We start from the raw sequence: 13,715 nt of genomic DNA, 5'->3' as shown, positions 1-13,715 counted from the left end.
CCGGCCGGGAACCACCGAACCCGACGCACCCCCACCCCCACCCCCACCCCCACCACGCGGGAGGATCCGTGCCCAAGCCGCTCATCGGCGTGACGACCTATCTGGAGCAGGCCCGCTGGGGGGTGTGGGATCTCCCGGCCGAGCTGCTGCCGACCGGCTACGCGCGGCACATCCGGGCGTGCGGCGGCCTCGCCGTGATGCTGCCGCCGGACGAGCCGGGCGCGGCGGCCGAGATGGTGGCCCGGCTGGACGGGCTGGTGATCTCGGGCGGCGCGGATGTCGAGCCGGTGCGGTACGGGGCCGCGCTCGACCCCCGTACCGGCCCGCCCGCGCCGGAACGGGACTCCTGGGAACTGGCCCTGATCGAGGCGGCCCTCACCGCCGGCACCCCGCTGCTGGGCATCTGCCGCGGTCTGCAACTGCTCAACGTGGCCCTCGGCGGCACCCTGGTCCAGCACATGGACGGGCACACCGGGGGCCTCGGCGTCATGGGCAGCCACCCGGTGGTCCCGGTGCCCGGCACGCGGTACGCCTCCCTCGTCCCCGAGACCACGTCGATGCCCACGTACCACCACCAGTGCGCCGATATCCTCGGCAAGAACCTGGTCGTCTCCGCGTACGCCCCGGACGGCACGGTCGAAGCCGCCGAACTGCCCTCCCCCGCCTGGGTCCTGGCCGTGCAGGGGCATCCGGAGATGAGCGAGGACACCCGGGTGGTGCGGGGCCTGGTGGAGGCCGCCCGCACGTACATGGGCGAGCGGGCCCAGGGGGCGGGGCAGACCGAGCGTCCCAAGGCGGCCGAGCGGTAGCTAGCAGACCTCACCCGGCCGGTGGTGCTCGTTCAGGACGGTGAGCAGCCGCACGAGTTCCGCCTGGTCGGCCGGGGCGAGAGGGCCGAGGAGTTCACTCTCGGCCTCGGCGATCAGCGCGTCCAGGTGTCTCAGACGGTCGCGCCCCGCGGGGGTGAGGGTGATGACGTTGCGGCGGCGGTCGGCGGGGTCGGGTGCGCGTTCGACGTACCGCCCGCCGGCCAGTTCGTTGAGGACCGCGACCATGTCGCTGCGGTAGATACCGGTACGGCGGCTGAGTCCGGCCTGGCTGGCGGGGCCCGCCTCGGCGAGCGCAACCAGGACGGCGAAGTGCCACTTGCGCGCGCCCTCGGCGGCCAGCCGCTCGCCGACGAGCCGGTCGGCGACGACCGAGGCCCGGGCCAGCAGCCGGCTGGGCAGGGTGCGCAGCCGGGCGGGGGCCGGATCGGGTCTCGTGCTGGGGCTCGAGCGCTGGCCTGATGGTGGACTTGGGCTTGGACTTGGACTCGGACTCGGGCTCGGGCTCATGGGGGCGCATATCTCCTTCGCATGAGGGGCGCCGACACTCTACTTTGATTAGTACCACTAACGTTTGTGCGCCTCACGACTTTCCGGAGTGAAGACCGTGATCCAGCCGTTCCACATCGACATCCCCCAGGCCGGTCTCGACGACTTGGCCGACCGCCTCGCCCGCACCCGCTGGCCCGACGAGATCGACGGCGCCGGCTGGGACTACGGCTTCCCGCTGGCCCGCCTGAAGGAACTGGCCGAGCGCTGGCGCACCGGCTACGACTGGCGCGCCCACGAGGCCCAGCTCAACGAACTGCCGCACTTCATCACCGAGATCGAGGGCCAGCGCGTCCACTTCGTCCATGTCCGCTCCCCGCGGCCCGACGCGCTCCCGCTGATCCTCACCCACGGCTGGCCGGGGTCTTTCCTGGAGTTCCTCGATGTCATCGAGCCGCTGGCACGCGCCTTCCACCTGGTCGTCCCCTCCATCCCCGGCTACGGCTTCTCGGGGCCGACCCGCGAACGCGGCTGGGACACCGCGCGCGTGGCGCGGGCCTGGGCGGAGCTGATGCGCCGTCTCGGATACGAGCGCTACGGCGCACAGGGCGGCGATTTCGGCTCGGGCATCTCCCTGGCGCTCGGCGCGGCGGAACCCGAGCGGGTGGCCGGAGTCCACGTCAACTACCTGCCGACTCGGCCGGACCCGGAGGCCAAAATCACGCTGTCCGCGTCCGACAACGCCCGCCTGGACGCGGTACGGCAACTGATGGCGAACCGCCCGCCGTACCAGGCGCTCCAGGCCACCACCCCGCAGACCCTCGGCTACGCGCTGACCGACTCGCCCGTCGGCCAGCTCGCCTGGATAGCCGAACGCTTCGCCCACTGGACCGACCCCCGCGCCCCCATCGACGACGACCGACTGCTCACCAACGTCTCGCTGTACTGGCTGACCGCCACCGCCGCCTCCTCGGCCCGGCTGCACCGCGAGGCGGCGCGGCGGAGCGAGCCGTGCCCGGTGCCGGTGGGCGTGGCGGTGTTCCCGCACGACATCACCCGGTCGGTCCGGCCGCTGGCCGAACGGCTCTACGACATCAGGCACTGGTCCGAGTTCGAGCGGGGCGGGCACTTCGCCGCGATGGAGGTGCCGGACCTGCTCGCCACCGACGTCCGGGACTTCTTCCTCACCCTCGACGGGAACGGTGGGAGCGGTGGGAACGGCAGGCCGGCCGGAGATGCCTGACAGGCGGGTGCGGCGAGGCCGGGCGGGCTGATGGGAAGGCCGCACGCCTCGGTTCCATGCGCGCGTGGCGGCGGGTACGACACCGGGTCCGCCCGCACGAACCCTCCGCGCCTCTACGCGCGCGTGCCCGCGCGGGTCAGCGACAGCAGTTCCCGCGCCGGACCCGTCGGCCGGTGGCCCGCCGGCCAGACCGCGCGCAGTTCCCGGGCGAGCGGCATTCCGGCGACGGGCACGGCGGCCAGCCGGCGGGAGGACAGCTCTTCCGTGATGGCCAGTTCGCTCAGGACGGCCGGGCCCGCGCCGCTGACCACCGCCGCCTTCACCGCCGTGGTGGAGGCGAGTTCGAGCAGCGGCCGGGCCAGTCCCCCGTACGCGGAGAGCGCCGCGTCGAGGACCTGCCGGGTACCCGACCCTCGTTCGCGCAGGATCAGCGGGGTGGCGGCGAGTTCCGCCGGGTCGAGGGCGGTTCGGCGCCGGGCCCACGGGTGGGTGGGCGCGGTGACGACGGTGAGCCGGTCGCGGGCGACGGCCACCCCGTCGAGCCCGGCCGGTATCGCGAGCCCCTCCACGAACCCGAGGTCCGCGTCCCCGGCGAGCAACTGCCCGGCGACGGCGGCGGAGTTGCCGGCCTGGAGGGAGACGGCGGTGTCCGGCCGTCCGGCGCGCAGCGCGATCAGCCAGCCGGGCAGCAGATACTCGGCGATGGTCATGGACGCGGCGACCCGCAGCCGTGAGTCGCGCCGCCCGCGCAACGCCTGCACCCCCGCGTCGAACGCCTCGGCCGCCTCGACGACCCGCCGCGCCCAGTCGGTGACGAGCGCCCCCGCGTCGGTGAGCCGGGAACCGCGCGGCGAACGGTCGACCAGGGCCACGCCGAGCTGCCGCTCCATCGAACGGATCCGGCTGCTGGCGGCGGGCTGGGTGATCCCGACCTCGCGGGCGGCCCGGCCGAGGCTGCCGTGCCGGGCGACCGCCAAGAGCAGTTCGAGCGCGCCGAGATCGGGGACGCGGTGGGACACCAGCGCGGGAAGCTCGGGCGTACGCGGCTCGCTGCTCATAAAGCCAGCTTATGGCCCCATAGTCGCGATGTCCCTGGTGGGGGCGGCGGGTGCGGGAGACGGTGAACGCATGGCTTCCCTCGCTCCCTCCCCGACCGCCACGCCCGGCGCCGAACCCGAACCCGACCACGAGTCGCAGCCCGCCCCCGCCCCTGGCGCCGGCTCCGGGTCCCGGTTCGCGGCGGTCCGTCACCTCGGCCCCAACTGGTACGCCTCGGTCATGGGCACCGCGATCATCGCCAACGCCGGAGCGGGCCTGCCCCTGACCGTACCGGGACTGCGGACGGTCTGCACCGCCTTCTGGGCCCTGTCGCTCGCGGCCCTGCTCGTCCTGCTCACCGCCCGCGCCCTGCACTGGACCCACCACCGCGACCAGGCCCGGGCGCATCTGCTGGACCCCGCGATGGCACCGTTCTACGGCTGTCTGTCCATGGCGCTGCTCGCGGTCGGCGGCGGCGCGCTGCTCGTCGGCCGGGACTGGATCGGGCTGTCCGCCGCGGTGGCGCTCGACACGGTCCTCTTCACTGCGGGCACGGTGATCGGTCTGGTGGCCGCGGCGGCGGTGCCGTATCTGATGGTGGCGCGGCACCGGATCGACGAGGCATCACCCGTGTGGCTGCTTCCGGTGGTGGCCCCGATGGTGTCCGCGGCGCTCGGCCCGCTGCTGCTGCCGCATCTGCCCGCGGGCGAGCCGCGGCAGACACTGCTGCTGCTCTGTCATGCGATGTTCGGGATCAGTCTGCTGGCGACGCTGGTCATGCTGCCGCTGCTGTTCGGACGGCTCGTCCTGGGCTCCGCGCTGCCGCTCGCCCTGACGCCGACCCTGTTCCTGGTGCTCGGTCCGCTGGGCCAGTCGACGACGGCCGCGAACGCGTTCGCCGACGCCGCGCCGGGCGTGCTCGCACAGCCGTACGCCCGGGGCTTCGAGGCCTTCGCCGTGCTGTACGGCGTCCCGGTGATCGGGTTCGCGCTGCTGTGGCTGGTGCTCGCCGGGGCGCTGGTGGTCCGGGCGCGCCGCCGGGGAATGGGGTTCGCGATGACGTTCTGGGCGTTCACCTTCCCGGTGGGCACCTGTGTGACGGGCGTCGAGGGGCTGGCCCGGCACACGGGGCTCGCGCTGTTCCGGTGGCTCGCGATCGCGCTGTACGGAGTGCTGGTCGCGGCCTGGCTGCTGGCGGCCGTCCCCACCGTGCGCGGCCTGCTCAGCGGTGCGCTGCTCGCAGGGCCCGGGCGAGCGACGCCGGCGCCTCGGCGAGGGACGGCCCGTACCAGGTGAGGTGGCGTCCGTCGACGAGCGCGGCGGCGGCCTTGGGGAACGCCTCCGGGCCGTCGTCACGGGTGAAGCGGTAGGGCTCGTCGGGCAGGACGACGAGGTCGGGGCCGGCCGCGAGGAGTTCGTCGAGCGGGACGCGCGGATAGCGCTCGGGGTGGCCGGCGTAGAGATTGCGGACGCCGAGGCGGGCGAGCAGGTCGCCGGCGAAGGTGTCCCGGCCGAGCACCATCCACGGGCGGCGCCAGACGGGGACGACGGCGGTACGCGGCCGGCCGCCGGACGCGGTCCCCGGACCGGTCCCGGCGACGGTCTCGTGGGCGGTCTCGTGGGCGGTCCCGGGGGCGGTCTCGCCAATGGCCCCGGGCTCGGTCTCGCGTACAGGACCGGCTTCGAGGGAGGCCACGACCGCTTCGGGGATGACCGCCGCCCACGCCGCCTCGGCGGCGTCGAGCCAGCCGGGCCGGTCCCGTACGCCACAGGCGGCGAGGACCCGGACGAGTTCGGCGAACGCCTGGTCCAGGGTGCGGACCTCGGTGACCAGGACGTCGAGTCCGGCGGCGCGCAGGGCGTCGAGGTCGACGGCCCGGTTCTCCTCCTCGTTGGCGAGGACGACATCGGGCCGCAAGGCCACGACGGCCGCGGTGTCGGGGTTCTTGGTACCGCCGATCCGCGCGGCGCCGCCGAGATCGGCCGGGTGGGTGCACCAGTCGGTGACCCCGACGAGGGTGCCGGGCGGCGTGGAGACGGCGACGGCCTCGGTGAGCGACGGCACCAGGGAGACGACCCGCGTGGTCGCCCGCGCCGCGCCCGCTGCCGGGTGACCGGTCCGCACCCCGCTCACCCCTCCGCGGCCTCGATGTGGTCGCCGACGGCGACGAACAGCAGCCGGGTGCCGGGCGCGGTGGCCCGCCAGCGGTGGCGGACCCCGCCGGAGAGATAGAGCGTGTCGCCCCGGCCGAGCCCGTAGGCGCGGCCCTCGGCCTCGACGGCGACGGCGCCGTCGGCGACGTACAGCACCTCGTCGTTGCGGTGCAGGACCTCCCCGCCCGCGTCCTGTTCGCCGGTGACCTCCAGGGCCTGGAGTTGGTGCCGGCCGCGGACGAGGGGCCGCAGGCCCGAACCGGCCTGCCCCAGCTCCTCCCCGGCCCGGACGACGTCGACGATACGGGCGGCCTCGGCGGCGGCGAGGAGTTCGGCGGCGGTGGTGTCCAGGGCTTCGGCGACCCGCTGGAGCGAACGGTCGCTGGGGCGGGCCCGCTCGTTCTCGACCTGGCTGAGGAAGGGCACGGACAGGCCGCTGCGCTGGGCCACGACGGCCAGGGTGAGCTGGAGCGCCCGCCGGCGCCGCTTGACGGCCGCGCCCACGCGCGGTGACTCCTTGTCGTCCATGTCGGCCCCCTCCCTCGTCTCTCTCGTCTCCCGCGTCCGGGCTCTACTGGTCGGTTACCTGAACCTTACGCAGCTTTCGGGTGAGGTTTCGCGTCGTAGCGGAAAGGGGCGGACACCGAATACGTTCGGTGTCCGCCCCTTTCCGTACGGTGATCGACGCCGTTTCGTACGGTGAGCGGTCAGGCCGTGCACAGGCGGCCGTACGACCCTGGCCGGGCGACCACACGACGCGGTCGCGGGCGCGGGGGCCGCTACTGCGGGGCGAGCCGGTCCACGACGCCCGGGTTCTCGTCGAGCCAGGTGCGGACGGCGTCCTGCTCCTTGCCCTTGCCGGTGCCCTGGATGACGGCCTCCAGGCCGGTCAGCTCCTTCTCGCTGAGCTTGAAGTCCTTCACCCAGCGGCCGACCTCGGGATTGTCGGCGGTGAAGCCCTTACGGGCGATCGAGTGGATGCCGTCGCCCTTGCCCCAGGTGTTCTTGGGGTCGTCGAGCTTCTTCAGGTCGAAGTCCGAGTAGGCCCAGTGCGGCGACCAGAGGGTGACCGCGATCGGCTCCTTCTTGGCGTAGGCCCGCTTCAGCTCGGCCAGCATGCCGGGCGTGGAGCCGTCGACGACCTTGTACTCGCCGGCCAGGCCGTACTCCTTCATGACCTTGGCCTTGAGGATGGCCATCATGCCGGCGCTCGGCTCGATACCGACGATCCGGCCCTTGAACTGCCCGGCCTTGCCCTTGAGGTCGGCGAGGGACTTCACGTCCTTCACGTACGAGGGGACGGCCAGCTCCAGGGAGGTCGGGCCGTACCAGGAGCCGAGGTCCTCCAGCTTGTCGCCGTACTTCTCCAGGTACTGGGCGTGGGTGACGGGCAGCCACGCGTCGGTCTGCAGGTCGACCTGACCGCCGGCGAGGCCGGTGTAGAGGGCGCCCACCTCCAGCTGGCTGATGGAGACGTCGTAGCCGCGGCGCTCCAGGATCTCCTTCCAGAGATACGTCGAGGCGATGCCCTCGTCCCACGGGATGTAGCCGAGGGTGATCTTCTTGCCGTTGCCCTGGCCGGAGGCGCTGCCGGACGACTTGCCGCCGCCGAGGAAGCCCATGCCGCCGGCGACGAGCGCCAGGACGACGACACCGACGAGCGCGGTGACGGGCTGCGGGCGGTGCGCCCAGATCTTCGCGCCGGCGCGGGACGCGCGGGCGGCGTGCGCCTTCGCGGCGGCCCGGCGGCCGAGCGGGGAGACCTGGCGGCCGAGGGCGCCGGTCATCCGGTCCAGGTACATGGCGAGGATGACGATGGAGATGCCGGCCTCGAAGCCGAGACCGATGTCCACGTTGCCGATGGCGCGGTAGACGGCGCCGCCGAGCCCGCCGCCGCCGACCATGCCGGCGATGACGACCATGGACAGGCCCAGCATGATCACCTGGTTGACGCCCGCCATGATGGTGGGCAGGGCGAGCGGGAGCTGGACGCGCAGCAGCGTGTTGCGCGGGGTGGTGCCGAACGCCTCGGCGGCCTCCACGAGTTCGCCGTCGACCTGACGGATGCCGAGCTCCGTCATCCGGACGCCGGGCGGCAGGGCGAAGATGATGGTGGCGATGATGCCGGGGACCACGCCGACGCCGAAGAAGATGATGCCGGGGATGAGGTAGACCATCGCCGGCATGGTCTGCATGAAGTCCAGGACCGGGCGCAGCACGGTGCTGACGGCCTTCGAGCGGGCCGCCCAGATGCCGAGCGGTACGGCGATCACGAGCGTGACCAGGGTCGCGACGAGGACCAGGGAGAGGGTCGACATCGCCTCGTTCCACAGGTCGATCGAGTCGACGAGGGCGAAGCCGGCGAAGGCGAGGGCACCGGCGGTCAGGCCGCGCAGCCACCAGGCGACGACGGCGAGCATGCCGGCGAAGAGCAGCGGCTGGGGCGCGGACAGGACGGCGTCGATGCCGTCGTAGAGGCCGGTGACGCCGGTGGTGATGGCGTCGAAGAGCCAGGAGAGCTGGGCCTGGAGCCAGTCGACGGTGCTGTCGACCCACTGGCCGAGGGGAAGCCTAGGCATGGGTGGTCACCTCCGGGCCGGTGGACGGCGCAGCCGTCGCCTTCGCCGCCTTCGCGGCGTTCGTCCTGGAGGCGGGGGCGGCGGTGGTCTTGCCGGCGGCCGGCTTGCCGTTGGCCTTGACCTTGCCGGTGACCTTGCCCTGGGCCGTTCCGGCGGCGGGCGTCCGCGCCGGTGCTTTGGTCTCGGGCGCGGCGACCGGCGCAGCCGGGGCGGCGGGCTCGGCGGTGAGGCTGCCCATGGCGGCGAGCAGCTTCTCCTGCGGGACGACGCCGAGGGCGGAGCCGTCCTCGTCCCGCACGACCACCGGGTGCGGGGCGCGGGCGGAGATCGCGCACAGCTCGGCGAGCACCGTGTCAGGGCCGACCGCCTGGCAGGCGCAGTCGGCCGGGCAGTCGGCCGCGGACACGGTGCCGTCGGTCATGACGGCACCGGCGGTGAGCACCCGGGTGCGGTCGACGTCCTGGATGAAGGAGGCGACGTAGTCGTTGGCGGGGCGGACCAGGATGTCCTCGGCGGTGCCGAGCTGGACGATCCGGCCGTCGCGCATGACGGCGATGCGGTCGCCGAGGCGCATGGCCTCGTTGAGATCGTGGGTGATGAAGACGATGGTCTTCTTCAGTTTGCGCTGGAGGACCAGGAGCTGGTCCTGCATGTCCCGGCGGATCAGCGGGTCGAGCGCGCTGAAGGACTCGTCCATCAAAAGCAGGTCGGCGTCGGTGGCGAGGGCGCGGGCGAGGCCCACACGCTGCTGCATGCCGCCGGACAGCTCGTCGGGCCAGGACTTCTCCCAGCCGGCGAGTCCGCACAGTTCCAGCGCCTCGGCGGCGCGCTTCTCCCGCTCGGCGCGGGCCACGCCCTGGACCTCCAGGCCGTAGGCGGCGTTCTCGAGGACGCTGCGGTGCGGGAAGAGGGCGAAGTGCTGGAAGACCATGCTGATCTTCTTCGACCGCACGGCGCGCAGTTCGCGGGGGGCGAGCGCGGTGAGGTCGCGGCCGTCGAAGAGCACCCGTCCGGCGGTGGGGGCGAGCAGGCCGTTCAGCATGCGCAGGAGGGTGGACTTGCCGGATCCGGACAGGCCCATGACGACGAAGATCTGGCCGGGGTCGACGGTGAACGACGCGTCGATCACGGCGGCGGTCGTGCCGTCGGAGCGCAGCGTTTCGCGGTCGACCGCGTCGCCTTCGGCGGCGAGCTTGCGGACGGCCTCGTCGGGTCGTCTGCCGAAGACCTTGTAGAGATGGTCGGCCTGGAGCCTGGACACATACACCTCACGGGTAGCAATGAAAACGGCCCGCCACCCCCGCAGCCGGGCCGTGGAGCGGCGCGGGATCGGCCCGCGCGACCGCCACGCACGGGATTCGTTTTCGGTTCGCACCGTTGAATCCCGTACTGGGTTCGCTCCGAGCTCGCGCCTGCCCTGGCCTCCCGGACCCAAACCGGAAGGTGACCGGCGTCACTCCAGGTGGCGGGCGGTGTCGGTGTGGTGCGGCATGATCGGAGGGTGACGCGACGCCTGATGCTCCTCGACACCGCCAGCCTCTACTTCCGCGCGTACTTCGGCGTGCCGGACTCCGTCCGGGCCCCGGACGGGACCCCCGTGAACGCGGTGCGCGGACTGCTCGACTTCATCACCCGCCTGGTCCAGGACCACCGGCCGGACGATCTCGTGGCCTGCTGGGACGAGGACTGGCGGCCGCAGTGGCGGGTCGACCTCATCCCCTCGTACAAGGCGCACCGGGTGGCCGAGGAGACGGAGCGGGGCCGTCCCGACGAGGAGGAGATCCCGGACACCCTGGGGCCGCAGGTGCCGGTGATCGTGGACGTGCTCGACGCGCTGGGCATCGCCCGGGTCGGCTCGGCCGGCTTCGAGGCGGACGACGTGATCGGCACCCTCTGCGCCCGCGCGGCGGGCCCGGTCGACATCGTGACGGGCGACCGCGACCTGTTCCAGCTGGTGGACGACGGGCGCGGGGTGCGGGTCCTGTACCCGCGCAAGGGCGTCGGCGACTGCGATCTGGTGGACGAGGAGCTGATCCGTACGAAGTACGGGGTACGGGCCGACCAGTACGCGGACTTCGCGGCGCTGCGCGGGGACGCCAGCGACGGGCTGCCCGGGGTCAAGGGCATCGGCGAGAAGACGGCGGCGCAGCTGATCACGGAGTACGGGGATCTGGCCGGGGTCCGCGCGGCTGCGGCCGACCGGACCTCGCGGCTGACCCCGGCGAAGCGGCGGGGCGTCATGGAGGCGGCGGACTATCTGGACGTGGCTCCGACGGTGGTCCGGGTGGCGCGGGACGTACCGCTGCCGGAGTTCTCCGCCGCCCTGCCGTCGGCACCGCGGGACCCGGAGGCGCTCATGGGCCTGGTGGAGCGGTGGGGGCTCGGCGGGGCCGTGGGGCGGATGCTGCCGGTCCTGGAGCACCAGGAGCACCGGGAGGGCTGAGCGGGCCGAGAGGCCGGGGGCGGGGCGCCCGGGAGGCCGGCGGGATCGAGGGGACCCAGGGGCGAGGGAGCCGAGGGGGCCGAGGGGGGGCTGTCTCCGCGGGTGCGGAGATGTTAACTTAGGTAATCCTAAGCTCCGCTACCGAGGCCCCTGCCGCCCGGGCGCGGGAACGCCGACCGCATGGACCGGACCGGAACCCGGACCGGGCCATGGACCGATACGGGGAGACCACCGTGGCCCAGCAGCCCGCCGCCCAGCCCGCCCGCAAGACACCGCGGGCACACGAGGCCCGAGTGGTGCGCACCGAGCGGATCACCCCGCACATGGTGCGCGTGATACTCGGCGGCCCCGGCCTCGACGCCTTCGAGATCGGCGATTCCACCGACCACTACGTGAAGCTGCTGTTCGCGCCGGAGGGCGTGACGTACCCGGAGCCGTTCGACATGGAGCGGATCCGTGCCGAGTTCCCGCGCGACCAGTGGCCGACGACCCGGACGTACACGGTGCGGGCCTTCGACCCGGTGCACCGCGAGCTGACCGTGGACTTCGTGGTGCACGGCGACGAGGGTCTGGCCGGCCCGTGGGCGGCCAGGGCGCAGGCGGGCGATGTCATCCGCTTCCTCGGCCCGGGCGGCGGCTACGCCCCCGACGAGTCCGCCGACTGGCATCTGCTCGTGGGCGACGAGAGCGCCCTGCCGGCGATCGCGGTGGCGCTGGAGCGACTGCCGGAGGGTTCGGTGGTGCACGCGTTCCTGGAGGTGGCGGACGCCGCCGAGGAGCAGAAGTTCAGGACGGCGGCCGGTGTGGACGTCACCTGGCTGCACCGCGGCGACCGTCCGGTGGGCGAGGCCCTGCTGGAGGCGGTGCGCACCCTGGACTTCCCGGCCGGCGACGTCCACGCCTTCGTCCACGGCGAAGCCGGTTTCGTGAAGGGGCTCCGCCGTCACCTGCGGCTGGAGCGCCGCGTACCGCGCGAACGTCTGTCGATCTCGGGCTACTGGCGGCTCGGGAAGACGGACGAGGCCTGGCGCGCGGTCAAGCGCGAGTGGAACGAGCAGGTGGAGCGCGAGCAGGAGGGCTGACCCGCCCGCATCACGCTCGCCCGAGGGGGTGGGGGCCGGTCGGCCTTAGCCCCCTCGGGCTTTCCCGCCGCCCTGTGGATCGCGACCGCCTCGCGCTCACGATCCGATGAAGCTCACGGTTTCCGTCATATCCGCCCGCCCGGTACGCAGCGGCGGCACGCCTTCCTTCTCGAACCCCACCGCGACTCCGCAGAACAGGACGAGCCCGTCATCGGCTCCGACCGTCTCGCCGACGGTCTTGCGATACATCGTCCACATCACCTGGGGGCAGCTGTGCAGCCCTTCCGCCCTCAGCAACAGCATGACCGTCTGCAGGTACATCCCCGCGTCCCCCCACTGCCCGGGGCCCATCGTCCGGTCGAGATAGCAGAACAGGACGACCGGCGCCCCGAACGCCTCCGCGTTCAACGCGGCGATCCTCTTGGGCCTGTCGGGGTCGTCGCGCTCGACTCCCAGCGCTTCGTACCGCTGGGCGGCCGCGGCGGAGAAACGGTTCAGATAGCGCGAGGTCAGTTCATCCGGGTACATCGGGTACTCCCGCTCGTCACCCGGGTCCCCCGCCAGCGCTCTGGCCGTGGCCCGCTTCTTCAGCTCGGCCAGGGGCTCGCCGGTCACGGCGTACACATGCCACGGCTGGAGGTTCCCGCTCGACGGAGCCCGCGTCGCCGCGGCCAGCACTCGTTCGAGCACCTCCCTGGACACCGGCTCATCACTGAACGCCCGCACGGCCCGGCGGCTGTCCACGGCCTCGTACACATCCATGCCTTCTCGCCTTCCCACTCGACGACGACCCGCCCCTACCGTATTCAGGGTCGGTGCGGGGCATCACCGGTCATCGGGCGTTCTCCTGATGGGGAGTTGGCGCCGACACCGCAGCCGCAACCGTGACCGCGGCCCGGGAACCGTCTGACGCGACGGCAGGCATATGCCGGGCTCCGCGAAGGAAGAGTTCGGCGGACTGGAAGGCGGCACACCGGACACCGTCGGCCTCGCCTGGAGCGACACGACCCGCGCGGGACGCGGCTTCCGCCGACACGACCGCGCCGGTGGCGCGGGGCGGAGGGCAGGACAGGTGGTCCGGGCGCGCCGGAGGGGGGGAGGGGCGGGGGCCGCCCGGCCCCGTGAGTCCCGCACGGTCCGTTCGGGGCGAACTCTCAGCGCTCGGCGCCGTAGAGCCGGTCCGAGGCGTCGACCTGGGCGAGGCGGCGCAGGGCGCCGAAGACCGCGTCACCGAGGACGGTGCCGACGACCACGCTCTCGACCAGATCCTCGCGCGCGACGTTGCGGGCCACGTAGTCGAGGTCCGCGCGCGCCACCCGTTCCGCGGCGTCCGCGTAGTCGTCCAGGGCCTCGGTGAACGAGCCGTGACCGAGGTCCTCCAGGGCGGTGAGGGCGACGGCGAGGGCCTCGGCGGCCGGGGACCCGGGGTGGCTGCGCCAGCCCCGGCGGTCGATCAGGCCGGCGACGGCCGTACGGGCCGCGGCGCGGACGTCCTCCTCCGGCCCACCCGCGCCGCCCTCGTAACGGGGCACCACGCGCTCCGCCGCCGTACCGAGCACCTCGTGCAGCGGAAGCTCCTCGTCGTCGATCGAGACGACGACCTCGCGGATGGCCGCCACGGACAGGCCGCCGACGTCGAGCAGGGCGCGGATCAGGCGGAGCCGCCGGATGTGGGACTCCTCGTACGAGGCCTGGTTCGGGCTCGTCAACCGCCCTGCGGGCAGCAGCCCTTCCCGGACGTAGTACTTGATCGTCGGCACCGACACCCCGGCCCTGCGACTCAACTCTCCGATACGCACCGCGCGTTCGCCTCTCCCTCGCACTCCGGCCTTGCCGGCCGACTCCCCATCATAGATAGTG

At 73.2% G+C, this 13,715-nt stretch carries 13 protein-coding genes; 5 read left to right on the top strand and 8 right to left on the bottom strand.

Translation table 11 applies throughout. The features are described 5' to 3' along the window. The first annotated feature begins 68 nt into the window (after positions 1-68). Positions 69-809 (top strand): gamma-glutamyl-gamma-aminobutyrate hydrolase family protein, encoded by a 741-nt coding sequence (locus tag ACGFRB_RS26705; RefSeq protein WP_393246629.1) that lies wholly within the window; start codon positions 69-71, stop codon positions 807-809. Here the strand turns inward: ACGFRB_RS26705 and ACGFRB_RS26700 are convergent, their stop codons facing one another. Beyond that, on the bottom strand, positions 810-1,337 hold the full coding sequence (locus tag ACGFRB_RS26700; RefSeq protein WP_393246627.1) for a MarR family winged helix-turn-helix transcriptional regulator: 528 nt from the start codon (positions 1,335-1,337) through the stop codon (positions 810-812). It abuts the gene before it with no gap. Positions 1,338-1,434: 97 nt separating this feature from the next. Here ACGFRB_RS26700 and ACGFRB_RS26695 point away from each other — a divergent pair, with 97 nt between their 5' ends. Beyond that, a complete protein-coding gene (locus ACGFRB_RS26695; RefSeq protein WP_393246827.1) occupies positions 1,435-2,559 on the top strand; it encodes an epoxide hydrolase family protein in 1,125 nt (374 codons plus the stop codon). 113 nt (positions 2,560-2,672) lie between these two features. Here the strand turns inward: ACGFRB_RS26695 and ACGFRB_RS26690 are convergent, their stop codons facing one another. After that, positions 2,673-3,617, bottom strand: a complete 945-nt coding sequence (locus ACGFRB_RS26690) for a LysR family transcriptional regulator (protein ID WP_393246625.1) — start codon at positions 3,615-3,617, stop codon at positions 2,673-2,675. A 70-nt stretch (positions 3,618-3,687) separates the two neighbouring features. Here ACGFRB_RS26690 and ACGFRB_RS26685 point away from each other — a divergent pair, with 70 nt between their 5' ends. Next, entirely contained in the window at positions 3,688-4,893 is a 1,206-nt protein-coding gene (locus tag ACGFRB_RS26685) for a TDT family transporter (RefSeq protein ID WP_393246623.1), read from the top strand. On the opposite strand, the gene ACGFRB_RS26680 is transcribed toward ACGFRB_RS26685, so the two are convergent. The 4 genes from ACGFRB_RS26680 to ACGFRB_RS26665 all read right to left on the bottom strand — a co-directional run bounded on the left by ACGFRB_RS26680 (position 4,820) and on the right by ACGFRB_RS26665 (position 9,591). After that, positions 4,820-5,722, bottom strand: coding sequence for a helical backbone metal receptor (locus ACGFRB_RS26680; RefSeq protein WP_393246621.1), 903 nt, complete (start codon positions 5,720-5,722; stop codon positions 4,820-4,822). The genes ACGFRB_RS26685 and ACGFRB_RS26680 overlap by 74 nt on opposite strands. A 5-nt stretch (positions 5,723-5,727) precedes the next feature. Beyond that, on the bottom strand, positions 5,728-6,279 hold the full coding sequence (locus ACGFRB_RS26675; RefSeq protein ID WP_363008607.1) for an XRE family transcriptional regulator: 552 nt from the start codon (positions 6,277-6,279) through the stop codon (positions 5,728-5,730). A 251-nt stretch (positions 6,280-6,530) separates the two neighbouring features. Further along, complete coding sequence (locus tag ACGFRB_RS26670) at positions 6,531-8,330, bottom strand: ABC transporter permease/substrate binding protein (RefSeq protein WP_393246620.1); 1,800 nt, start codon at positions 8,328-8,330, stop codon at positions 6,531-6,533. Beyond that, positions 8,323-9,591: a glycine betaine/L-proline ABC transporter ATP-binding protein gene (locus ACGFRB_RS26665; RefSeq protein ID WP_393246618.1), complete on the bottom strand. Its 1,269-nt coding sequence runs from the start codon at positions 9,589-9,591 to the stop codon at positions 8,323-8,325. Before ACGFRB_RS26665 ends, ACGFRB_RS26670 begins: the two co-directional genes overlap by 8 nt. 255 nt (positions 9,592-9,846) lie before the next feature. Between ACGFRB_RS26665 and ACGFRB_RS26660 the strand changes: the two genes are divergently transcribed. Both ACGFRB_RS26660 and ACGFRB_RS26655 read left to right on the top strand, forming a co-directional pair. Next, positions 9,847-10,773, top strand: a complete 927-nt coding sequence (locus ACGFRB_RS26660) for a 5'-3' exonuclease H3TH domain-containing protein (RefSeq protein ID WP_393246825.1) — start codon at positions 9,847-9,849, stop codon at positions 10,771-10,773. Between the two features lie 209 nt (positions 10,774-10,982). Next, complete coding sequence (locus tag ACGFRB_RS26655; RefSeq protein WP_363008613.1) at positions 10,983-11,855, top strand: siderophore-interacting protein; 873 nt, start codon at positions 10,983-10,985, stop codon at positions 11,853-11,855. A gap of 96 nt (positions 11,856-11,951) precedes the next feature. On the opposite strand, the gene ACGFRB_RS26650 is transcribed toward ACGFRB_RS26655, so the two are convergent. Both ACGFRB_RS26650 and ACGFRB_RS26645 read right to left on the bottom strand, forming a co-directional pair. Next, complete coding sequence (locus tag ACGFRB_RS26650) at positions 11,952-12,617, bottom strand: nitroreductase (protein WP_393246616.1); 666 nt, start codon at positions 12,615-12,617, stop codon at positions 11,952-11,954. Positions 12,618-13,009: 392 nt separating this feature from the next. Further along, a complete protein-coding gene (locus ACGFRB_RS26645) occupies positions 13,010-13,654 on the bottom strand; it encodes a MerR family transcriptional regulator (RefSeq protein WP_393246614.1) in 645 nt (214 codons plus the stop codon). Positions 13,655-13,715: the final 61 nt, after the last annotated feature.

Origin of the sequence: Streptomyces sp. NPDC048718 (assembly GCF_043198875.1) — a bacterium.
Lineage (GTDB): Bacteria > Actinomycetota > Actinomycetes > Streptomycetales > Streptomycetaceae > Streptomyces.
Note: the sequence above shows the minus strand (reverse complement) of the source record. Positions and strands in the feature narration are given on the sequence as shown.

Coding starts and splice junctions, on each gene's coding strand:
- ACGFRB_RS26700 (WP_393246627.1), bottom strand. CDS start 1,337: ATGAGCCCGAGCCCGAGTCCGAGTCCAAGTCCAAGCCCAAGTCCACCA.
- ACGFRB_RS26690 (WP_393246625.1), bottom strand. CDS start 3,617: ATGAGCAGCGAGCCGCGTACGCCCGAGCTTCCCGCGCTGGTGTCCCAC.
- ACGFRB_RS26685 (WP_393246623.1), top strand. CDS start 3,688: ATGGCTTCCCTCGCTCCCTCCCCGACCGCCACGCCCGGCGCCGAACCC.
- ACGFRB_RS26675 (WP_363008607.1), bottom strand. CDS start 6,279: ATGGACGACAAGGAGTCACCGCGCGTGGGCGCGGCCGTCAAGCGGCGC.
- ACGFRB_RS26670 (WP_393246620.1), bottom strand. CDS start 8,330: ATGCCTAGGCTTCCCCTCGGCCAGTGGGTCGACAGCACCGTCGACTGG.
- ACGFRB_RS26660 (WP_393246825.1), top strand. CDS start 9,847: ATGCTCCTCGACACCGCCAGCCTCTACTTCCGCGCGTACTTCGGCGTG.
- ACGFRB_RS26655 (WP_363008613.1), top strand. CDS start 10,983: ATGGACCGATACGGGGAGACCACCGTGGCCCAGCAGCCCGCCGCCCAG.
- ACGFRB_RS26650 (WP_393246616.1), bottom strand. CDS start 12,617: ATGGATGTGTACGAGGCCGTGGACAGCCGCCGGGCCGTGCGGGCGTTC.